This is a genomic window from Alphaproteobacteria bacterium, assembly GCA_035625915.1.
Classification (GTDB): Bacteria; Pseudomonadota; Alphaproteobacteria; order JACZXZ01; family JACZXZ01; genus DATDHA01.
In genome coordinates this window covers 1-21,677 of sequence record DASPOR010000047.1, presented here as the reverse complement: position 1 = coordinate 21,677, position 21,677 = coordinate 1, and the positions used below count along the sequence as shown (strand labels likewise).

The following is a 21,677-nucleotide window of genomic DNA, read 5'->3' as shown; positions in this document are numbered from 1 at the left end:
AAATTCCGACGTGATCGCGCGCCAAGATAAGCTCGCCGCGCCGCGAGTCGACGAACGCAAAGGCGAATTGACCGCGAAGCCGATCGAGAACACTGGGGCCCCAGTGCTGAAGTGCACGGAATAACACCTCCGTGTCCGAGTGGCTGGTGAATTCGTAGAACGGCGACAACTCGCGCCGAAGATCGACGTGATTGAAGATCTCCCCGTTGAAACTGAGGATGTCCGCGCCATCCTCGAACGGTTGATTGGCCTTGTCGGACAGATCGATCACCTTAAGTCGTCTGTTGACAAGGCCCACGGAACCGGAAATCCGAATGCCGACAGCATCGGGTCCGCGATGATGAAGGCTGTGGGAGAAATGCGTGAGCAGGTCACGCGATGGCGTCCCTCCCGCTTTCATCCAGACGCCTGCAATGCCACACATTCTTCAGACTCGATCAGGTTCTTTTAGGGTCTGCAGAGGGAGCAGACGTTAGGTCCACCTTGCGCAGCCGATAGAGCACTTCCTCCGAAAGCTTGCGGTTCGATGAGATCAGCGAGCAAATGATCCCCGTCAGATAAAATTGGACGCTTAGACCGAAAAGAACTCCCGCCATGATTATCGATGGCCAAAATTGACTCGTCGGCACGCCTTCCACAAAAATTCCATATGCATAACGAATAATAAGGGCCACGAACAACAGGAACGATCCGGCCGACAATACGGTGAAAAAAGCGCCAGAGCGGTACAAGATGAATATTTTGATAACGGTGCGGAGCGAGTTCCAGAGGTAGTGCGGAATATTTCGGAATAAACGCGATTCACGGGTTTTTGGATTCACATGAACTGGAATCGTCATGATCTTCGCGTTCTGATAGCCGTACTGAATGATGGTTTCGAGCGTATAGGAAAAATCAGAGAAGATATTGAGATGCAGCAAGGCATCACGACTATAGGCGCGAAAGCCAGTCGTTGTGTCGGGAATTTCGGTACCGGCCAACCGATTGATCAAGGCGCTTCCATATTTTTGCAACTTGCGCTTGATCCAAGGAAACTCAGGGTGGTTATCGATCGGTCTACATCCAATTACGATGTCCGCCTCGCCGGAAACGATGGGATTTACAAGATCGGCTATGTCGGCTCCACTGTATTGATTGTCCGCATCGGTATTGACCAATATGTCAGCGCCAAGGCGGACTGCGTTGTCCACGCCGGCCTTGAAAGCCTCCGCTAGCCCGCGATTCTTCTTGAAGCTTAGAACGTGCTGAATACCAAGTGACCGCGCGATCTTTGTCGTCCCATCTGTCGAGCCATCGTCAATGATCTGAAGCTCGATCTCCCCCACTCCATCGATATGGCGTGGCAGAGCCGCAATCGTCGCGGGAAGCGTCTGTTCCTCGTTGAGACAAGGTATTTGAATGATGAGTTTTGTCATACGAGCATTCGCTTTGCCCAATTCCGTCGGTTCCTGGCCCCGCTTGTTTTAACATCGATTTTGGCCGTTCAGTTATATTTCAATGAGTGAGACAGTGGCGGTACTTCCGAGTTGGTCGGCAGCGGGCGTGAAAGCGTCCCGCATTTTTCGGCGCTGAGCACGATCTCCGGCGATTCGACCCCATCGAGCGGTCAAGGTTCAATGCTAGCTCAGGAGCAGCGGTTTCGTCATGGGAACCCTGGCCGGCAAACCTAGCCAAAATTGCGCAGCCGATCATCCTTGTCCTTTCGGACTCTTATCGCACGTCCATCAACCGGCATTTCCAAGATAAACGGCGTTGCGCCTTCATGATCGACTCTGTCCGATTTGGGCCAATCCTATCCGGCCCATTTCGCCACAACCTGAGCTTAGGCGAGCCGTCCAAACCCGGGGTCACAGGACCGAATGCGCGGCCCGGCCATCGACCGCGCGGCGACGCTGATATTAAGAGAACGAACGCCCTAATGACCCCGAATCCAAGCCCGACGGCCGCCTACTTACTGGGTAATCATTGTGCGCAGTTCAAATGCCCCACGGTGACGGTCCAGTTTTGCTATACTCGCATAGGTGGGAAAAAGGGTTAACGATGACCAGTAAGCACAGTGAGCTGCTCTCCCAGATGACGCTGGATCAGCTCACGGATTTTCTGTCGAAGGGAGGGCCGGGTTCGCAAGACGACCAGATGGCGCGCGCCGAATTCATGCGACGCCAGACCGAAATGCAGATTAAAGCAATGTATGCAGCCCTTGAGGCGGCCGGGGCCGTGAAGGCGACCGCGCGCTACGTCCGCCGCAATGCGCGATACATGCTTTGGTCCGTCATCGTGCTTGCGGCCTCGTCCTTCCTGGGCCTCGTGCGACAGTTCCTTTAGCCGCCACTGACGCCTTATAAAGACGGGCCAAGCGATAACGAGGACGGCAATCGAGTACTTGCCCACGCGCGGTTGAAACCGGCACCGTTCGCCGTGGCGGCCGTTAGAGCCTTGAAAAAACGGCATTCGACAAATAGAGAAAAAGTGCAAATCCCAAAAGCACCAATAGAGCGGCCAGGGCCAAATCGACGCGGGCCTCAGCGCTTGGGCGAAGCGACGCACTATCGATGTCTTTCGCCGTGATCAAAAAGCGCGCCGCCGCAATCGCAACCATTGCGATCCCCGAGATGAGAAGCGTGAGCCCCGCGAAATTCCCGAACTTCTGACTTGGGATGGAAATTGCGCGGTCAACCCAGGTCACGGTGGCGATCTGGAGAAATAAGTCGAACCTCTCGACGAGGAACCCGAAGGCCATAACCGCAATGGCGGTACGGACCCAAGCCAAGAAAGTACGTTCGTTCGCCGCATGGTCGTTGAAATTCTTGATCATGAGTTTATCCTACGCCGGGACCGCCACGGCCTCTACGGGTGTCGTCGTCTGCCGGTGCCGCTTTCCGTCTGCTCTGCAGCTAATCCCGTCGCTCCTCGCGAGCGTGGGTACTCGTGCGCGAATGTTCCCGGTGGGCGCGCGTATAGGCAATGATCTCCGAAAATCCGAAAAGCAGAAGGAGGATGCCGCAGACGATCTGGATTGCGACGATGAAGCGAGCAAGATTGGTGACCGGGACGATGTCACCGTAGCCGACGGTGCTTAGCGTCACGATCGAAAAATAAAGTGCGTCGGGAAAGCTGATTTTCTGAGCAATCCCCGCAACCGCGAACATTTCGCGCGTCGATAGGTGATCGGCAATTCGGTAAATTGCCCCGAATACGATCACAAGGAATGAGTAGAAGGTGAAAAATGCGAACGCCGGCACCAAAAGCCGCGCGATGCGCTCGAAGAATTCCTCGAACAGCAAGGCTGTCTCGAGCAGGAACGTCACCACTTCTCGAACAACCAGAGACACGACAAGTGCGATCACGGTCATCGCGGCTAGGAATGCGAGATCGTGGCCGAGTGGACCCCAGTTCGTGCTGGGAATCGCGAATGTCAGGAGCCCGATCGCGAATATCGGGACAAGCCAGCGCAGCACCTGGGCGAGGTTCCGTTCGTAATGGGGATCCTTTTTATTGACGATGGCGCGGATGTCCCGATGACGCCATGCGATCGCGAGGAGAAATGCGGCAATCGGCAGCACGAAGCCGACGAGGAGCACGGCATCATTGCCCTCGGGAAAATTCGTCTCGACAAAGAAGACGAAAAGGCACGCATAAACCGCGATGAGATTGGCGAACGCGGCGGCGATAAAGTGGCTTCTCGGAAGGAGCTTGTAGAAAACGCCGACCGCGACGATCACGGTGACGAGTAGCACATAGACGAAGCCTTCGATGACGTCGCTGACCGCGAGGCTGACAAGCAAGACGAGGGCGGCGGTGAACGCGATCGCCGTGATCCAGTGCCGATCGAGCCGCTTCATCGGTACGCATTTCTCCGTCTCGCCCTTGCCGCAAGCATGCTCATGCGCCGGTCCGCCCGCGCCCGTCGCCCCGCTTTACCGCGTCGAAGACTTGGACAACAGCAAAGGCACGACGCGCCCGGCATATTGCATCGAATCGACAAGGACGCATCAAAACCCGATATTCACGGAATAAAGCCGCACTCGAATAATTTGTTCGCGATCGGTGAGGCAACGCGATTCATGAATTCCTGGCGCATCTGCGCGTCTTCGTGCAGCAGGCGCACGAGGCGTTCTTCCTCAACTGCTCTTTCACCTGATTTCGGTTGACCGCGCTCCGCCGCGAGCTGTTGGCAAGACGAGGTCTGGTAATGCTGAACAACCTTGTCCGCGACCTTATCCAGGATTGGATATTGTTGCGCCTCTGCCCCCACGGTACCGAGGCAAAGCAGCACCGTAACGAGCACGGGCCCGGCTAGATCCCTCTTCATAACTACCCCCTCCGCCTTGATTGCTGCGAGCGATCGTCGACAATCCCCAAAGTCGCTAAGGTGCCGGGACAACCCGGTAATAAACGCCGTTGGCGCCGAAGGCCGGCTCCAGCCACAATGCGCCGCAGTGGTAGAGGCTGGCACCTCCCTGCCCGCTATACTGACAATTGCTCGGCAGCGTGGCATAGATGTTACCTACTGCCGGAGCTGGCTGATTCGCGGCCGTAGCACCCGCCGCGACACCAGCCGAATAGGCGTTCGATGTCGCGGTCGCCGTATTGGCGGTGCCCGCCGCGTAACCCGAGGCGTATGCATTTGACGTCGCCGCCGCCGTATTGGCGTTGGCTACCGCGGCGCCGACTGCAACGCCGGCGACCACACCAACAGCGGCCGCCCCTCCGTTCCAGCCGCCACAGTTACCGCAACTGCTGCCGTAGTAATTCACCGTGGTCGGCGGATGGTAGACGCCGTAATAGCTGCCGCCATAATAGCTGCCGCCGTGGTACCCGTAGGCGGTGCCTCCGGAGGCCGTGCCGCCATAGGCACCGTTGGCATGCCAACTGCCACCACCGCCCGAAGCTGTCCCGCCTTCAGCGCCGGTGGCATGCCAGCTCCCACCACCTCCCGAGGCCGATCCGCCATAGGCGCTATGACCGCTCCAGGAACCACCTCCACCCGAGGCCGTCCCCCCTTCACCACCGGTCGCGTGCCAACTGCCGCTACCTCCCGACGCCGATCCACCATGAGCGCCTTGACCGCTCCATGAACCGCCACCGCCCGATGCACTGCCGCCATTATAGCCGTGGGCACTCCACGATCCGTTACCGCCGGACGCCGTGCCGCGGGCTCCCGTGGATGACCATGCGCCGACCGGTTGGGGCGGCAGCGCGAGGGAGACAAGGCCGACGAGGCCTAGAAGCGCTTTCTTCATGGTGTGCGCACTCCCATCATTGCGGTTGTGGCAATTTCTCGTCAGGGCTCTCGAATTTGATGCGCGTTGCCTTCGCAGCGCGTTCGGAAGCGAAGGTGCCGGGCGGCAGGACGGGGTTGAGTTGCCAATTCGAGAACTCGACGTCGTGCCGGAAATTGCCGGGCTCGTTGAAATAGGTCACGCGCACCCTGCGCGGGAGATGGTCCTCCACACCGATCCAGACTTCCGCCTGAGCGAAATCGTTCACGATGGCGACCATGTCCGTGAGGACGCCGCCGACGACGTGGGATTGCCCGATCACAAAGGCGAGCTTCAGCTCGCCCAAGCCCTTGTAGGGATCGGTCGCGAGGATATCGTCGAAGGGAAAATAGATCGCGGCCTTGTTATAAGCGTACTTCAGCATCTCGTCGACAGTGGGCGGTGCGTCGTCAATGGCCACCATATTGCTGTCCGGCGAATAGGCCATGATCGTCTTGCCGTCGTAATAGAACTCAGTCGGGGGACCGTCGCCCGGTGTGATCACGCGCAGCTTGTCGGGCCGTTGCAGCGTCACTTCCGAGAGTGTCGTGTAAGCAAGCGGCTGCAGGGTCTTCGCCGGGCTCTCATAGGTCGCAATCGCGGTGAACGTCATGGTCTGAGCGGAGACGAGCCGCTCGCTCGCCGCCTTGAGAATTTCCAGTGCCTTCGGTTCCAGGACGGGCTTGTCGGGCAACAGCACCACGGGGAGCTGCGGCATCGGCATTTGCGGCGGAGACTGCTCCTGCTCCGCGGGAGCTTGCGCCGGCTCGTTTTGTTGAGCCCGAGCGGTTGCAGCTGCGATTAACGCGAGTGTCGCAAGAAGCACCAAGAACCTGCAGTACGACCCGCTCATGAGGAATCCTCTGCCCATAGGAGAAACACTTTCGTCAAGCGCGTAACCCTTCCGGGCATTCAGCGTCATTCCGTCCGAACGTGTCGCGGCAGGTGGGATTGGGCGGCAACAATCGACACCGAGCCGACGATCCCAGCATTGAGCTAGATCAAGAGCTGCGTCACGAATATCCCCGGAGCAGACCGCGGCCCGAGTCTGTTGCCATGCCCTCCCCACAACATGATAATGGCACCTGTTGACTGTGGAATCCAGACGAAGTCGACATAACGTCTTTGAACACGGTCCACGGTGCAGGGAGAGCGACGGTGAATCAGGGGATGGAGCCGGTCGGCCTTCGCGCAATAATTCTGAGCATTGCTTTCGCGCTTTTGTGCGGACTCTCGAGCGCCGCGATCGCCGCGGACGCCAATCCCCTCCGCCCACCCGACACCTCGAGCCCACGCGGAACGATCGAAGGCTTCATCAAAGCCGTCGACGATATTTATTTGATCTCCATCGACGTATATGGGGAGTACGCGGCATCCGGTCGACTCTACCTGAACGCGGACGAGCGCCGGAAGGAAGCCGGGATGTTGCGGAGCATTCCTGCGGTTATTCAGTATTTCGATCTATCTCAAATCCCGCCGATCCTCAAAAACAGCGTTGCAGTCGAGCGTGCGCTCCAACTGAAGGAGATTCTCGATCGCATTGAGGTTCCGGCGGCGAGCGATATTCCGAATCGGGAGGCGATGGCCCAATCCGGATCGAAGCGGTGGCGGCTTCCGGATACCGAAATCGAGGTCGCCCTGATCGAGAACGGGCCGCGCGCAGGTGAGTATCTGATATCAGCGGAAACGGTCGATCGCTTGCCCGAGTTCTACGAGCGCGTGAAGGATCTTCCTTACAAACCCGGTCCCGCAAAGGACCTGATAGAAATCTATCACACATTAGCTTCGGAGCGCGTGACCACCCTTTACGACGCCCGCACGAGCTCACCTATCGGATTGGACCGCATCATCCCGATCCGTTGGATGCTGAGATGGCCGGACTGGGTACGGACTCGCATATTCAGAGTGGCGGTCTGGCAATGGCTCGGGCTCGCCTTCGGGTTTTTTGTCGCTGTAATCCTTGTTTCCGGCGTATATCGCGCGGGACGTCGGTTTACCAAACGCGACGAGGATGGGCGGGGTCCAAGGTGGCATTCCCTGCTAGCTCCTGTGGTCATCATCCTGCTGGCGGCTTACTTCGTGCCGCTGTTGTGCCTGATCCTTCGGATCGGCGGCACAATTCGTGAGGCGATCGCCTTCCTATCGACCAGTGTTCTCTATTTTAGCGCGGCTTGGCTGGCCGTGGTCGGAACCAATGCGCTCGGCGAAGCGGTCATCAGTTCCGAGCATCTCAGGCAAAGTAGCTTGGATAGCCAGCTTATCAGGCTGGGCATGCGCTTGTTCGGCATCATCCTCGCCGTGGGACTGTTGATCCAGGGTGCCTACGAGTTGGGTTTCCCGGCCTATTCCGTGCTCGCCGGATTGGGCGTCGGCGGCTTGGCTGTGGCGCTTGCAGCACAGCACAGCCTTGCAAACTTGTTGGGCTCCTTGCTGATCATGGTCGAAAAGCCCTTCCGCGTCGGCCATTCGATCCGGGTTGCCGGAAGCGAGGGGACGGTCGAGGCCGTCGGTTTTCGCAGCACACGAATACGCACCGCGGATAATTCGCTGATATCGATTCCAAGTAACTCGGTCGTGAACGCGACGATCGAGAACTTGACCCTTCGCACCATGCGCCACCAGCGATTGCTGTTACAGGTCGCATACGACACCCCGCACGAAAAATTGAAGGCGTTTATCGCCAGCATCGAGCGTCTCATCAAGGACCATCCCCTGACGAACAAATCCAAGTACGACGTGCGATTCAGCAATCTCGCGGAAAGCAGCTTGGAGATCTTGGTGAATTTTCATCTCAACGTGTCGGATTCCGCGTCTGAGTTGAAAGCGCGGGAGGAGATTCTTTTCGAGATCATGGAGCGCGCCGCCGATCTTGGCGTCGAATTTTCGCATTAGACCGATCGCGGCGTTGAGACGGCCCATTGCGCCGCCGGTTCCCGTTATCTCGCTCGCATTCACCCGCCGCGCTCGCGAGCCTGGAGGCGCGCAATACTCTCGACCACGCGCACCAGCTCGTCATACGGCAAAGGCGGGCGGCAACGTTGGGCGTTCCAACTTGCGAGCAGTTCGAGCGCCACTTCGGGATCGACGCCATGCCACAGCAGGTGTCCCGCGAACGATGCGAGGGTTGCGTTGCGCTCGCCCTCCGCCACGCCTTCGCGCGCGAGCCGCCGCCAATGGCTCAACGGATGACCGAGGTGCGGCGAGCGCTCCGTCCGCACGAGCCAGTTTGGAAGCGGAGCAAGCGGCGTGTCGTCGGGATGGTGCGAGACTTCCCAAGCATATGCACGACCCGAGGGATGCACCGACGGCGGGGCAACGACATAGCCTCCGTCGCCCCGCAGGTCCACGCCGGTGGCAAGACCGGTCCTGTTGCGCACTAACCCGCCCGGGTGCGCGAAATAAAAATGCCGCCCGCCCCCGCCCGTGATCGCCTCGCAAGTAGGAGGGAGCGGGCCATGCTCGACCTCGAGCCGGCGCAGGCTTTCCTCTCCGTCGTGTTGCGGATCGACATCGATAACGACAAGCCCCGAGACCGCACCGGTTACGATGCCGACATTCGCCTCCGGCCAGCGCAAGAACCAGTCTTCGATGTCGGCTTCCTTCGCAGGCGATCGCTGTAGCGGCTCCCAAGGTACGAGTGGGCGCTTGTCCCGCGGCCGCAGTGGCAGCACCGACCACCCGCGGCGTCTATACTCAAGTGCCGCACCTCGGCATCTTGGTTCCTTCGTCGATTTCGCCACACTAGATACCCCAATCCCACTTTCATCGGCCCACGGCGAGAGCTTAGGAACAAACGACTGTCAGGTCACGGAAAACGACGACGCATTGACATGGGTCAACGCCCCGGCCCGAACAATCTGCGAGAAGGAAGTCGCTTCGGAAGGAGAATGGCCATGACAGAGCAGACCAAGGCCCTGGCCGAATCGATTGGGAGCTGGGCGGACATGAGAAAGCATGCGTCGGGATGGATGCCATTGCTCGACGCCAACCGCCTCGCCGTCGACAACTGGGTGCGGGCGAGCGAAGCGATCTGGAGAAGCACTCTCGCTCTCTCCCAGCAAATGGCGGCGTTCACGCAAACTCGACTTCGCGAGGATATCGCCGTTTGCGAAAAGCTCGCCCGGTGCGACAACCCGAGCAAGGCGGCGGAGTGCCAGCGAGACTTCAATAAAACCGCAACGGCCCAATACCTCGATCACGTGAACAAGCTGTCGAGCCTTATGGCAGAACTGGTAAATGCCGCCTTCGATTCAGGGCAAAGTGCTAAGGCCGAACCAGACAGCGCCATTCGTGACAAGGCGAAATGAGCCTGCCGGCGCCGCCGTCACACCTCTTCGAAGTTGGCGGCAAAATCGTCGGGCACCGGCGGTCCCCAACGGAATAGCGCGTCGCCAGGTGGATGATTAAGGGCCCGCCAGGTCCCGTCTCCCGAGATTTGGTCGATATCGCAGAAGAACTCAGCCAAGCTGTTCCACGGGTCGCGCACGTAATGGAAGAAATTCGAGCCGAGGACGTGACGCCCCAATCCCCAGCCGTCTCGATATCCCGCGGCGATCGCACGCATGGCGCCGATTCCGATTTCGTCCGGCGACGCAACCTCGAAACTCGCGTGATGAAAACCGGGCCGATCGTTCGCAAGAAATGCGACCACATGATGATCTCCACCACCGGCCAGATGCATGAACGCGATTATCCAATCGACCCGGTCCGATAGTCGCAAGCCTAAGATGGCACTGTAGAAGTCGACCATTCGAGCCACATCGGGCGTGTGCAGCAGGACGTGTCCCAAACGGTGCGGCCGCACCTGGTGGCTTGCGGGGCACGCCCTTTCGCCGATACGCGTATAATTTCCCGGTGTGTTCCATGCGACGGGAGCGGCAGGGCGCCACGGCAGCGCTTGTTGGTCGACCACGCAAATCGCATGGCCGTCCGGGTCGGCCAGCCACAGCCCGTCGCCAAAGGATGTGCCGGGCGGATCGAGTTCGGAAATCCCACGCTCGCGCATCCGCACGCGGATCGCGGCAAGACCCTCCGCGGTTGAGCCGAATTTAAGGTGATTGAGCCGTTTGCGCCGCCCTTCGATCAACAAAAGCTGATCCTGGTCGCGGCCTTCGCAGCGAAGAGCCAATGCATCTCTGCGTTCTTCGGTCAGAAGACCGAACGTTGTATAAAACCGGCGCCCGATCTCAAGATCCGGCACTGTCAGGGCGAAGCTCAAAAGCGATTCGACTGTCATGGTGAGCGGCCGGACCAGGCAAAGCCGACAAACCGTTTCATGCGAGAATCCCCTCCCGGGTCGGCGGCGAAAGATGCATGTTTCCAGGATGCGCCCCCGCGCAACCGCCGACAAGTCGCAAAGCATGGCCTTACCCGGCAACGCCGCATGTCAAAAAGGTCATGGTGCGAGGTGGGAAAAAATGCGCTAAACCTTTGCACGAACTCAAGTAGGGGCGGCTCAGCCGCCAAGTTGCGGGCGTGTGAACCGGTTGCCGTGAAAAAAGGGGCGAGCTGTTGTCGTCGTATTCCGATTTCAAAAATTCAAGCAGCTGCCGGATTATCGCCGTGCTTGCGATGCTTTCGTTGAGCGCCCTGCCCGGGTGCGGTTTCGAGCCGCTCAATGCCAAGCATGAAACAGCATCGTCGACGATCGAGCAAATGTCAGAAGTAAAGATTGCCCCAATTCAATCAACTACCGACGAGGAAGCGCCATCGGCAACGACGGCGCACGTATATAGGGTAAATCTCGCCCGATTGGGCCAACAGATGCGTAATGAGCTCCTCAACACGTTCAATCCGGATGGTGCCCCTGCCGCGCCGCTCTACGAGTTAAATGTTCACCTGAAGGTGACCGAAACCCTGGTCGCCCAAGACTCCTCGGGATTGGCGCAGACCTATTGGTCCACCGTGACCGCCATATACGATCTTAGAACGGTCAAAGATGGCAAGTCCGTCTTTTCCGGCTCGAGCAACATGACGAATGATTGGGCAATGATCGAGAACTCATATTCGACCGTCGTCCAGAGACAGGACGCGCAAAGGCAGGCCATGCGGGCCCTGGCCGAGGACATCGCCCGGCGCACCGCACTTTATTTTAAGCGCGAGGCAGCCTCTGCAAATTGAGGCGGCCAGAATCGACGGGATTGCGGTCGATCTCGATTCCCGCAAGGGTTGAGCCACATATGGCCACCGCGTCGGGGAAATTGATGTTAGGCCGCCCCGAAAATCGTTTTATCGGTCGAGATTCTCCATAGGAGGGCGATCCGCCATCGACGACCCGATTGAGCGATTCTTGCTTCAAGACGCGACTCGGGACTGCCTATATTTTAGGCAATCATTGCATAAAGATCGCGCAGCGACTCGGGCAAGTCCTTCGGATAAAAGGAGAAGATGTCGGTCGTTGCAAATTGCGAACAATTCCAAAATGACAGGCATTTTCAATTTCCATGTATCGCGGGCGACGCGTCGAATGTCTCAAAAGTGCAGCACTTCGACAAGCAGGGTCGCGTGAGAACGCTGATTGATAGGAACATTTTTGGTTAGCGCCGGGTTTGTGCCGCTCCGGCATGCGGTTTGCTCTCCTAGGTAGCTGGATCGGACGTTGCGTCCTCCTCTCTGCTGCGTTCGGTTCGTAACCGGTGACGCCCGCCCTGCGGAAGGAGTGCGCGATGAATTACATGCCCAGCCTGTTCGAGCTCTATTCGACCGATTTCAAAAATCGTCAGGAGGTCGAACTATCCCTTCACGATTATCTCGAACTGTGTCGCGACGACTCCAGGGCTTATGCGAGTGCGGCCGAGCGCATGGTGGCTGCGATCGGGGATCCAAAGCTGATCGATACGAGCCAGGACGCCCGTCTCGGCCGCATCTTCATGAATCGGACGATTCGCGTTTATCCGTCATTCAGTGAATTCTTCGGCCTCGAGGATACGATCGAGCGCATCGTCGGCTTCTTCAAATATGCAGCACAGGGCCTCGAGGAGCGCAGGCAAATCCTTTACCTGCTCGGACCCGTCGGGGGCGGCAAATCTTCCCTTGCCGAGCGCCTGAAGCAGCTCATGGAAGAGCAGCCGATCTACGTGTTGAAGGCGGGGGATGCCGTCAGTCCGATCTTCGAATCGCCGCTCGGCCTCTTCGAGCCCGAGCGGATGGGCAGCGTGCTCGACCGCAAATACGGCATTCCGCGCCGCCGGCTCACCGGGCTCATGTCGCCCTGGGCGGTGAAGCGCGTGCGTGAATTGGACGGGGACATCTCGCGTTTCCGCGTCGCGAAACTCTTCCCCTCGAAGCTGCGCCAGGTCTGCGTCGCCAAGACAGAGCCGGGCGACGAGAACAATCAAGACATCTCATCTTTGGTGGGCAAGGTCGACATCCGCAAGCTCGAACTCTTCAGCCAGAACGACCCCGATGCATACAGCTATTCGGGTGGGCTCAATTCGACGACGCAGGGATTGCTCGAATTCGTCGAGATGTTCAAGGCGCCGATCAAGATGCTTCACCCGCTTCTCACCGCGACTCAGGAAGGCAACTACGCGGGCACCGAGAATGTCGGCGTCATACCCTACCAGGGCATCATTCTCGCCCACTCCAACGAGGCGGAGTGGCAGAGCTTCCGCAACAACAAGACGAACGAAGCGTTCATCGACCGCATCTGCGTCGTGAAGGTGCCCTATTGCATGCGCACCAGCGAGGAGACTGAAATCTACCGCAAGCTCCTGCGCGAGAGCGAGCTTGCGAACTCGTCGCACGCGCCGGCCACCCTCGACATGCTGGCGCAGTTTTGCGTCATGTCCCGCCTCAAGGAACACGAAAACTCCAATCTCTATTCGAAGATGCGCGTCTATAACGGCGAGAACCTCAAGGACGTCGACCCCAAGGCCAAATCGATGCAGGAATATCGCGACACGGCCGGCATCGACGAAGGCATGACGGGCGTGAGCACTCGCTTCGCCTTCAAGGTTTTGTCCGAGACCTTCAACTACGACAGCACCGAGATCGCAGCGGATCCCGTGCATCTGATGTACGTCCTCGAACATGCGCTGAAGCGCGAGCAATACCCCGAGGCCGTCGAAAACCTCTATATCGGGTTCATCAAGAGCGAGATAGCGCCGCGTTACGCCGAATTCATCGGCAAGGAAATCCAGAAGGCGTACCTCGAGTCCTACTCCGAATACGGCCAGAACCTCTTCGACCGTTACGTGGCGTATGCGGATGCCTGGGTCGAAGACCAGGATTTCAAGGACCCTGACACCGGACAGATTCTCGACCGTAGTCAACTCGACCAGGAGCTTTCGAAGATCGAGAAGCCAGCGGGCATCGCAAACCCCAAGGACTTCCGCAACGAAGTCGTTAAGTTCTCTCTGCGAACGCGCGCCCAGAACGACGGCAAGAACCCTGCCTGGACCTCGTATCAGAAAATCCGCGAGGTCATCGAGCGGCGCATGTTCAGCCAGGTCGAAGATCTGCTACCGGTGATCAGCTTCTCGACCAAGAAGGACAAGGAGACTGAATCCAAGCACTCGGAGTTCGTGAAACGGATGGCCGAACGCGGCTACACGGAGCGGCAGGTCCGTCGCCTCGTGGAGTGGTACATGCGCGTCAAGAAGGCGGGGTGACGGAACCGTGGTCAGCATCGTCGATCGGCGTCTCAACCCGAAAGGAAAGAGCCACGCCAATCATCAGCGCTTCGTCCGCGTGGCGCGAGCGGAACTGAGGGAGGCCGTCGCGCGCTCCCTCAGGAAGCGCAACATCGGCGACCTGGCTAAGGATTCCGACGACGTGGAGATTTCCACAAAGCGGATCAGCGAGCCGCGATTTCGCCTTGCACCGAATGGCGGGGATCGAAGCCACGTTCTTCCGGGCAACAAGGAATTCAGCGAAGGCGACACGCTGCCCCGGCCGGCCGAAGGGGCGGGTGGTGCCGGCGGTCGAGAGGGCAGCCCGGACGGCGAAGGCGAGGACACGTTTCAGTTCACCCTCGGCAGGGACGAGTATCTCGACATTCTGTTCGAGGACTTGGAACTCCCCGATCTCGCCAAGACGGAACTCAAACACGCAACCGCATTCGCCCAGCGGCGCGCGGGCTACACCCCGGTCGGAACGCCCAACAACCTGGCGCTCCTGCGCACGATGCGCAACAGCCTCGCACGGCGAATCTCCTTGAAGCGCCCGGATCGGCGTGAAGTCGAAGCGCTCGCGCACAAGATTGCAGAACTCGAGTCAGAACCGCAACTCAGCATGGCGGACGAGGATTATCTTGCGAAGATGCGCGCGGATTTCGCCATTCTCGATCGCAAGCTCAAAGTGATGCCCTATCTCGACCCGATCGATCTTCGCTTCAACCGGTACGAGCCCACACCCAGGCCGACCTCGCAAGCGGTCATGTTTTGCCTGATGGATGTCTCCGGCTCCATGACCGAGCACATGAAGGATTTGGCGAAGCGGTTCTTTCTGCTGCTCCATCTTTTCCTCACGCGACGGTACGAGCATGTCGAGATGGTCTTCATTCGCCACACAAGCGAGGCGAAGGAAGTCGACGAGGAAACGTTTTTCCGAAGCCAGGAAACCGGCGGCACGGTTGTCTCAAGTGCGCTCACGGAGATGCAACGGATCGTCGCTGAGCGTTTTCCGGTCTCGGCATGGAACATTTACGCGGCCCAGGCCTCCGACGGCGATAACTACGCAAGCGATACGGAACTCTGTCTCTCATTGCTGCGCGAAGCCATCATGCCCCAATGCCAATATTTCGCGTATATCGAGGTCCGAGAGCAGAACGAGGATCCCGTGCTTAGCATGGGCGCCGGCGGCGCCACGGGGTTGTGGCGGGGCTATGAGGCCCTGTCAGGCGAGTTTTCAAACTTCGCCATGAAGAAGGTGAGCGAGAAGGGCGACATCTTCCCCGTCTTCCGAGAACTCTTCGCGAAGAAGCCCGGAAGCCCCCTTTCGAAGCGAGCAAGCCGATGACCGTATCGCTCGGAAAGCGCCTCCTCTTCGACGGACCCGAGTGGAACTTCGATACGATCAAGCGCACCTACGATGCGATCGAAGAGATAGCGAAGGGCGAGCTCGGGCTCGATCCCTATCCCAACCAGATCGAGCTGATCACGACGGAGCAGATGCTCGACGCTTACTCCTCGATCGGACTCCCGCTGCTCTACCGCCACTGGTCGTTCGGCAAGCGTTTTGCGCGAGACGAAAAATCCTACCGCAAGGGTTGGAGCGGGCTCGCCTATGAAATCGTTATCAACTCGAATCCCTGCATCTCGTACATGCTGGAGGACAACAGCATGGCGCTGCAGGCGACCGTGATGGCGCACGCAGCATTCGGCCACAACCATTTCTTCAGGCACAACTATCTCTTCCGCCAGTGGACGGATGCGGAGGGTATCCTCGACTACCTCCAGTTCGCGAAGGGCTACATCGCCCAATGCGAGGAGCGTCATGGCGTCGAGGCAGTCGAGCGCCTGTTGGACGCGGCGCATGCCCTGATGGATAACGGCGTCGACCGATATCAGCGCCGGGCGCGCCCCAATCTCGAGCGGGAACGGCGTCGGGTGAGTGAGCGGCGCGAACAGGAACTTGCCGACTACAATGACCTCTGGCGCACGCTGCCGACCGATGCGACGGCCCGAGAACCGACGGCGCGCCAGGACGACGACGTCCGACCAGACCAGGTCGGGCTGCCCGAGGAAAACCTTTTATACTTTCTCGAAAAGCGCAGTCCGAAGCTGCGCGATTGGCAGCGCGAGATACTTCGGATCGTGCGGAATATCGCACAATATTTCTATCCTCAAAAGCTGACCAAGGTCACCAACGAAGGCTGCGCTACCTTCGTCCACTACACAATCATGGAACGTCTGCGCGAGCGCGGCCTGATCGACGACGGGACCATGCTGGAATTTCTCGATTCCCATACCAGCGTCGTCTTTCAGCCGGGATTCGACGACCCGCGCTTCAGCGGGATCAATCCCTATTGGCTCGGCTTCGAAATCCTGCGCGACGTGGCGCGCATCGTGCAAGACCCGACCGACGAAGATCGCCAGTTCCTTCCCGATCTCGCAGGCACGGGCGACGTTTTCGGTGCTCTTCGCCGCATCTGGGCCGAACATCGTGACGACTCCTTCATCTTGCAATTCCTGAGCCCGGCGCTCATCCGCAAGCTGCGGCTCTTCAAGCTCGACGATTCGCCCCAGCGGCCGGAACTCGTCGTCGACGCCATTCACGACGAGCGGGGCTACGACCGGGTGCGCAGGGCTCTCTCGAACGCCTACGATCCGGGACTGCGCGAGCCCGATATTCAGGTAACCGACTACGACCTGCTGAAGGATCGCCGCCTCGTATTGACTCACACCGTGCGCAACGACTTTCGCCTTCACGAGCCGGAAGCGCGGGCCGTACTTCGTCATGTCGGCGATCTCTGGGGCAACCGGGTGGAGCTGCGCGGGGTCGATCCCGAGAGCGGCTATCGGCTTTATAGCTACGACGCCGAACCCGAAGCGTAGCGTCTGCCGATTGTCTTCGTAAGCCTTAGATCAGCTTTCGGCCGACGCGGACATGAACCGGAAGACGAAGGCGGCTGGTCCGGCAGAAAACGATCCTCAGCGTCCGTAACGACAACGATTGCGCGCGCCGGCACAAGAGATGGCGCCGGACATTCGTTCGTTCGTCCCGTGATGCTCCATCAGAACTCGCCATAGCCGCGAGCCATTGCTGCCGCGAATGCGGGTAGCAGCGCAAACAGTGCTAGTTCTATCCAGAGGTAGCGCCGCACCGGGCCGACGGCTTCGTCTGCCGGCAAAGCACGCGCGCGCCGCCGCCTCAGGAACGCAAGCGTCGGTGGAATCGAAAGGAACCCGATCACGATGAACGTCCCGATCTTGGCCCAAAAAAATGCGTTGTGCGCGTAATAGTCCCAACCCTTCGCCGCGAAGATCGCGCGGGCAAAGCCGACGATGACGATGAGGCCCGCAAGCGCGCCGTATCAGGCGTCGATCGCAGTTACGCGCACGACGGCGGCAGCGTCCATACCATGACGCACGATCACGAATTCCGTAAACAGGACGGCGAAGAGAGTGAAGACGAGGAGGTGGTGTAAAATCGCCAGCACGAGATCGAGCATGGGTCAATTCCCCTTTGTCAGTGTTGGCGCCAGGAATTTCCTCGTGACCAGGCTGGCGAAGCGTCATGCTGAGGATCGATCCGGTCAGCCCTCCGACGGGCGCGCATGGCAGCGCGCCACACTAGGCATGGCCGAGCGCAAGGCTTTCTCCGATGCCAAGATATGCGCCTGCGCTGCTCGGGCCGACGCCGCCAAGGGGCGGGTCGACTTGGGCAAAGCGCATGACGGCGCCAGGGTTGGTAAGGCGGCGATCGCATGGCCCCGAGCGCAAGACTTTGTCGCCCGGAGCGCAGGTCACGCGGCCGTGTGTATATCCTTTGGGTCCTTCGCGAGTGACGATCGGGACCCGGCCTGACCGGGCAAACGCTCGCGCGCTTGCCGTAGGACCGCCGCCACCTCTTCGGCGCTCAAACGATCCGCCCGCATGAGCAAAATGGCGATCGGATCGGCGAGTAATGCGGTAGTGGAAGGCTCGACACCCGCACGCCCCCACCGGCGGCTTTCCGAAAGGCCCCGTTTCCTAGACCCTTTGGCGAATAATCGCGCTCCGCTCAGCATTTCATCCTCCCCGCACTGCCTGCAATATACCATTGCGGGAAAAAGTGCCTCACGATCTCCCACGGCCGCGAGACTACTCTAAAATTTCGGACGATTGCGCGACAGCCTTGTGACATAAATCGGGCGGCGGCGACAATCGGTACGCTCGACTCTAGGCCTGATCGACCGCAAAGACCTCCAACTTGACCGGAATGGTACCCTCGCGCTCTATCCCCAGGGATGCTGCAGCGCGGGATGAAAGATCGATCACCCGGCCACGCACAAAGGGTCCCCGGTCGTTGATCCGCACTTTGACCACGGTGCCTCGGTCGAGGCTCGTCACCCGGACCACCGTATTGAAGGCTAGGGATCGGTGGGCCCCGGTCATCTCCCGGGGATCGAACTTTTCGCCATTCGCGGTCCGACGCCCTCGCTTCACCATTCCGTACCAGGATGCCAAGCCGACTTGGGAGAATGTGGCACCTGCAGCAGCGCCGGCGCCGGCCGGTCCCTCGGGTGCTGAGTCGGCGCGCAGGGACGTCGGCGCGCCGGGTGATGGCGTCGATGTGCTGACCGGCCCGGAGCTGGGTCCAGGCTCGGCACAAGCCGCCAATCCCAAAAGCGAGTAGAGGACGAATTCCCGTCGGGTTCGCATCCTCCCGAATTCCGATGTTGTTGGATGTCAGCGGCAATATTATAGGTCCTTGGAACCCAATACCAGTAATCATTGTGGGTATCTCGTGCTCATCGGCGCTGTAATTTGTGAAAAATATGAAAGAAATACCTGTCACAAAAGGGTATTTCTTTAAGATTTATTGCCCCGATGCCCGCCTGTTGCCCGGCTGTTGTCCATTTTTGCGATTTGACAGTGGAAGTACCGGGTGGCCGCTTTCGCTTCGTCATAGCCGGTCGGCCCGGACCCGAAAATCACGGTGAGGGCAACAGGCGTTTGGCGCAGGGGATCAAGCGGCCGCTCGTAAGTGCTTGCAGGACCGTTCGAGAGATCGGTTCACCACAGGTCCGGTGCGCGCGGGCTACCCAGGAGGTAGAATTGAGAGTTATCGCGGCCATCGGCCTCGTCCTGCTCCTGATCGCAATCGTTGCGTTCGAAGCCACTGTAGGCGACTTCGAAGACGGGATCGCCGCAGGCCTTTTTGCTGGCGCCGCCATCTACGATATTTCTTTCGCTTTTCTCGCCTATTTGGCGCCCCTTTGGATCGCCCTGGCTCGCGCCCATCCGGACACCGCAACCATTGCCGTGGTCAACCTCCTCCTCGGGTGGACGGTCGTTGGCTGGTTGTTCGCGCTCGCTTGGGCATTTGCGCGTCAGCGCGGGAAACGGGAGCTTCATCACACCTCATTCAGGCGCTAACATCCGCGCCATGATGATTCGGATTTGGAGGGCGCCCTGCGCCCGTCAAGCATTTTGGCGTGGGCTTTTGATCTTGGCATTGTCGATTGCCGCCTGTTCGAACGAGCCCGAGAAAAAACCGCCCGACCCTCAATTCGCGGTCATGGGGTATAGCAAAGCCCAGCTCATCGCCTGCGCGGGCAATCCGGCGACCGACACTGGGGCGGGCGGTCTCGAATATCTCGTCTATCATACCGAAATCGTGGCCAACGAAGGCTATCTCCAAGGTATCCCCAGAATTCCCGTTATCGGCTCACTTGCGACCGGCTCCAAAGGCGACAAGTTCGCCTGCGAAGCCACGTTCATACTAAAGGGTGGGCTCGTCACGGCGTCCTCACTTCGAATCGATCCGCCGCAGGACAGCAAGACCGCGTCGCAAATCTGCGCTCCTGTCGTGGCGCGTTGCGCATCGCCATAGCCTTCCTCTGAACATCGTATCGTTGCGACAAGCTTTACGCAGAAATTTGTAACGCAGCGCGGGCCTCAAGATCGGTCATCGTGCAAATGTTGAGATTGGGAGAAATGATTCTCGAACCGAGAAACCATTTCCGATATGCTCGATCCGAACAGCGCATCGCTTCTTCGCACCACTTTGGCTGCCCCTCGTGCCCTGGCGACAGGGCGGCGGCGAATTTCGTGAGTTGGCGGTGATGGGCGCGCGATGACGAGTTTCAGCCGTCCAAGTCCGAACGACATCCTTCTCGTCGTCGATATCCAACGCGACTTTCTTCGCGGCGGAGCGCTCGCCGTGCCCGAGGGCGACCAGATTATCGCCCTCGTCAATCGCCTAGCGTACGGCTTTCCGCACGTCGTGCTGACCCAGGATTGGCACCCTCACGACCACCGCTCCTTCGCTTCGTCCCATCCCGGGCACAAGCCGTTCGATAACGTCCGGATGTCCTACGGTATGCAAACGCTGTGGCCCGATCACTGCGTGCAGGGCAGCGAGGGCGCCGCATTCGACCCGTCGCTCGACATTCCCCACGCCGAGCTTGTCGTCCGTAAAGGATTTCGCCGCGAGATTGACTCCTATTCGGCGTTCTTCGAAAACGATCGCCGCACCCGCACGGGGCTTGCGGGCTATCTTCATGAGCGCGGCTTCCGCCGCGTCTTCCTTTGCGGTTTGGCGTTCGATTACTGCGTGCGGTGGTCGGCGGAGGACGCCCGCCATCTCGGATTCGACGTTGTTGTGATCGAGGACGCCTGTCGGGCGATCAATTTAGAGGGGAGCCTTGTTGCCGCGCGCGGGGCCATGATCCAAGCGGGCGTTGAGATCATGCGGAGCGCTATGCTCGGCGCGGCGTAGAGCGGTTGGTCCTTCAACACTTCGGCATCGATCGAAACATTCGCCCCGCACAATCCGGCAGGATGGCTTCCGACCGTGACCATTAAGAGGGTTATACATCTATGCGCAAGAACAGCTTTTCCCCGAGAGATCTCAACGACGGCTTTGTCGTGGCGATCAACATCGAAGCCAAGACGGGCGAATCCGAAAAGGTCGCCGCCATCCTCGAATCGTTGGTGGCCCCGACGATGGCGGAACCGGGCGTCAAGCTCTTTCTTCCCTACCGCTCCCCCACGTCGCCCACGTCGTTTTTCATTTATGAGCTTTACGTCAACGAGGCCGGCTGGGGTGCGCATCAGGAAACCGCGCATTTCAAGGAAGCAATAAAGGAGCTCTTGCCTCGGGTGGCAAAGCGCGAACGGATACCGTTCATTCCTTATGCGACGATCGAAGGTTGACCGCGGCGGCACAGCATGCCGCCCGCCGGAGTCGACGGCGCCTTAGCCCCTTCTCCTCAGGCATGACAAAACGGGACGGATCGTCAGAATCGATGCCTTAGGTTTCGAGCAGGAAGGTCAATTCCATGGTGGCGCGGTACTCTGTAATCTTGCCGCGCTCGACCTTCGCCTTCATTTCGATGACCTCGAGGCCGGTAATGCCGCGCACTGTCTTTGCCGCGCGCTTTAGGCCTTGATTGACGGCGTCGTCGAAACCCTTGGTCGAGGCGGACGTGATCTTCGTGACACGTGCGACTGCCATGGCGACCTCCCTTGGGGCTAACCGCTCGTCCTTCGCCGGTGTGTTCGGACACAAAGACCGCGCGCCCGGACCAAATCGGAGAGGTCGAGAGGCATTGGCTCAATAGCTTCGATTTTGCGCCAGTTTGGGCCGTGAGTCGAGGGTGCGGCCCTGGTGCTGCGCCCTTTCCCACTTCTTTCAGACAAAGCGACCCCATTGCTCGACAGCCGGCCCTGTGTGCCCCATGTCCTGCTATGCATGTCGTCTGCCGCCAAAAGTCGGGTGATCGCCACGCCGGAATGAGGCGGCGGACGGCGGCTTTCGCTCAGC

At 59.3% G+C, this 21,677-nt stretch carries 23 protein-coding genes and 1 pseudogene; 11 read left to right on the top strand and 13 right to left on the bottom strand.

Going from position 1 to position 21,677, the window contains the following annotated elements:
* Both VEJ16_04415 and VEJ16_04410 read right to left on the bottom strand, forming a co-directional pair.
* Positions 1-424, bottom strand: a 424-nt coding sequence (locus VEJ16_04415) for an asparagine synthetase B (GenBank protein HYB08891.1), incomplete at its 3' end; no start/stop codon positions are given.
* 13 nt (positions 425-437) lie between these two features.
* Positions 438-1,415 (bottom strand): glycosyltransferase family 2 protein, encoded by a 978-nt coding sequence (locus tag VEJ16_04410; GenBank protein ID HYB08890.1) that lies wholly within the window; start codon positions 1,413-1,415, stop codon positions 438-440.
* A 625-nt stretch (positions 1,416-2,040) separates the two neighbouring features.
* Between VEJ16_04410 and VEJ16_04405 the strand changes: the two genes are divergently transcribed.
* Entirely contained in the window at positions 2,041-2,325 is a 285-nt protein-coding gene (locus tag VEJ16_04405; protein ID HYB08889.1) for a hypothetical protein, read from the top strand.
* A gap of 103 nt (positions 2,326-2,428) precedes the next feature.
* Here VEJ16_04405 and VEJ16_04400 read toward each other — a convergent pair whose 3' ends face one another.
* The 5 genes from VEJ16_04400 to VEJ16_04380 form a co-directional block, all read right to left on the bottom strand.
* Positions 2,429-2,815, bottom strand: a complete 387-nt coding sequence (locus VEJ16_04400; GenBank protein ID HYB08888.1) for a DUF202 domain-containing protein — start codon at positions 2,813-2,815, stop codon at positions 2,429-2,431.
* 79 nt (positions 2,816-2,894) lie between these two features.
* Entirely contained in the window at positions 2,895-3,842 is a 948-nt protein-coding gene (locus VEJ16_04395; protein ID HYB08887.1) for an ion channel, read from the bottom strand.
* A 164-nt stretch (positions 3,843-4,006) separates the two neighbouring features.
* Positions 4,007-4,288 carry a hypothetical protein gene (locus tag VEJ16_04390; protein HYB08886.1) on the bottom strand — a complete coding sequence of 94 codons (282 nt, stop codon included), beginning with the start codon at positions 4,286-4,288 and terminating at the stop codon, positions 4,007-4,009.
* Between the two features lie 79 nt (positions 4,289-4,367).
* The gene (locus VEJ16_04385) at positions 4,368-5,243 is read right to left on the bottom strand and encodes an RNA-binding protein (protein ID HYB08885.1); all 876 of its coding nucleotides are present in this window, start codon (positions 5,241-5,243) and stop codon (positions 4,368-4,370) included.
* A 16-nt stretch (positions 5,244-5,259) separates the two neighbouring features.
* Entirely contained in the window at positions 5,260-6,114 is an 855-nt protein-coding gene (locus VEJ16_04380; protein ID HYB08884.1) for a DUF2092 domain-containing protein, read from the bottom strand.
* Positions 6,115-6,419: 305 nt separating this feature from the next.
* Between VEJ16_04380 and VEJ16_04375 the strand changes: the two genes are divergently transcribed.
* Positions 6,420-8,153 carry a mechanosensitive ion channel family protein gene (locus VEJ16_04375; protein ID HYB08883.1) on the top strand — a complete coding sequence of 578 codons (1,734 nt, stop codon included), beginning with the start codon at positions 6,420-6,422 and terminating at the stop codon, positions 8,151-8,153.
* Positions 8,154-8,212: 59 nt separating this feature from the next.
* Here the strand turns inward: VEJ16_04375 and VEJ16_04370 are convergent, their stop codons facing one another.
* The gene (locus tag VEJ16_04370; GenBank protein HYB08882.1) at positions 8,213-9,001 is read right to left on the bottom strand and encodes a bifunctional DNA primase/polymerase; all 789 of its coding nucleotides are present in this window, start codon (positions 8,999-9,001) and stop codon (positions 8,213-8,215) included.
* 153 nt (positions 9,002-9,154) lie between these two features.
* Between VEJ16_04370 and VEJ16_04365 the strand changes: the two genes are divergently transcribed.
* Positions 9,155-9,568 (top strand): phasin family protein, encoded by a 414-nt coding sequence (locus VEJ16_04365; protein HYB08881.1) that lies wholly within the window; start codon positions 9,155-9,157, stop codon positions 9,566-9,568.
* A 17-nt stretch (positions 9,569-9,585) separates the two neighbouring features.
* Here the strand turns inward: VEJ16_04365 and VEJ16_04360 are convergent, their stop codons facing one another.
* Positions 9,586-10,497 (bottom strand): VOC family protein, encoded by a 912-nt coding sequence (locus VEJ16_04360; GenBank protein HYB08880.1) that lies wholly within the window; start codon positions 10,495-10,497, stop codon positions 9,586-9,588.
* Positions 10,498-10,772: 275 nt separating this feature from the next.
* Between VEJ16_04360 and lptE the strand changes: the two genes are divergently transcribed.
* The 4 genes from lptE (at position 10,773) to VEJ16_04340 (ending at position 16,759) form a co-directional block, all read left to right on the top strand.
* Positions 10,773-11,381, top strand: coding sequence for an LPS assembly lipoprotein LptE (gene lptE / locus VEJ16_04355; protein HYB08879.1), 609 nt, complete (start codon positions 10,773-10,775; stop codon positions 11,379-11,381).
* A 554-nt stretch (positions 11,382-11,935) separates the two neighbouring features.
* Complete coding sequence (locus VEJ16_04350; GenBank protein ID HYB08878.1) at positions 11,936-13,873, top strand: PrkA family serine protein kinase; 1,938 nt, start codon at positions 11,936-11,938, stop codon at positions 13,871-13,873.
* Between the two features lie 7 nt (positions 13,874-13,880).
* Positions 13,881-15,221, top strand: a complete 1,341-nt coding sequence (locus VEJ16_04345) for a YeaH/YhbH family protein (GenBank protein ID HYB08877.1) — start codon at positions 13,881-13,883, stop codon at positions 15,219-15,221.
* On the top strand, positions 15,218-16,759 hold the full coding sequence (locus VEJ16_04340) for a SpoVR family protein (protein HYB08876.1): 1,542 nt from the start codon (positions 15,218-15,220) through the stop codon (positions 16,757-16,759). The genes VEJ16_04345 and VEJ16_04340 overlap by 4 nt, the downstream gene beginning before the upstream one ends.
* Positions 16,760-16,938: 179 nt before the next feature.
* On the opposite strand, the pseudogene VEJ16_04335 reads toward VEJ16_04340, so the two are convergent.
* From VEJ16_04335 to VEJ16_04325, 3 genes and pseudogenes are all read right to left on the bottom strand, one after another.
* Positions 16,939-17,226 (bottom strand): annotated as a pseudogene (locus VEJ16_04335) (DUF2214 family protein).
* A gap of 12 nt (positions 17,227-17,238) precedes the next feature.
* The gene (locus VEJ16_04330; GenBank protein HYB08875.1) at positions 17,239-17,376 is read right to left on the bottom strand and encodes a hypothetical protein; all 138 of its coding nucleotides are present in this window, start codon (positions 17,374-17,376) and stop codon (positions 17,239-17,241) included.
* A 709-nt stretch (positions 17,377-18,085) separates the two neighbouring features.
* Positions 18,086-18,568 (bottom strand): septal ring lytic transglycosylase RlpA family protein, encoded by a 483-nt coding sequence (locus VEJ16_04325; GenBank protein ID HYB08874.1) that lies wholly within the window; start codon positions 18,566-18,568, stop codon positions 18,086-18,088.
* 396 nt (positions 18,569-18,964) lie between these two features.
* On the opposite strand from VEJ16_04325, the gene VEJ16_04320 reads away from it, so the two are divergent.
* From VEJ16_04320 to VEJ16_04305, 4 genes are all read left to right on the top strand, one after another.
* Positions 18,965-19,285 carry a superinfection immunity protein gene (locus VEJ16_04320; GenBank protein ID HYB08873.1) on the top strand — a complete coding sequence of 107 codons (321 nt, stop codon included), beginning with the start codon at positions 18,965-18,967 and terminating at the stop codon, positions 19,283-19,285.
* 67 nt (positions 19,286-19,352) lie between these two features.
* Positions 19,353-19,742: a hypothetical protein gene (locus tag VEJ16_04315; protein HYB08872.1), complete on the top strand. Its 390-nt coding sequence runs from the start codon at positions 19,353-19,355 to the stop codon at positions 19,740-19,742.
* A gap of 243 nt (positions 19,743-19,985) precedes the next feature.
* Complete coding sequence (pncA, locus tag VEJ16_04310; protein HYB08871.1) at positions 19,986-20,630, top strand: bifunctional nicotinamidase/pyrazinamidase; 645 nt, start codon at positions 19,986-19,988, stop codon at positions 20,628-20,630.
* A 101-nt stretch (positions 20,631-20,731) separates the two neighbouring features.
* Positions 20,732-21,067: a putative quinol monooxygenase gene (locus VEJ16_04305; GenBank protein ID HYB08870.1), complete on the top strand. Its 336-nt coding sequence runs from the start codon at positions 20,732-20,734 to the stop codon at positions 21,065-21,067.
* A gap of 97 nt (positions 21,068-21,164) precedes the next feature.
* On the opposite strand, the gene VEJ16_04300 is transcribed toward VEJ16_04305, so the two are convergent.
* The gene (locus tag VEJ16_04300) at positions 21,165-21,368 is read right to left on the bottom strand and encodes a dodecin family protein (GenBank protein ID HYB08869.1); all 204 of its coding nucleotides are present in this window, start codon (positions 21,366-21,368) and stop codon (positions 21,165-21,167) included.
* Positions 21,369-21,677 lie beyond the last annotated feature (309 nt).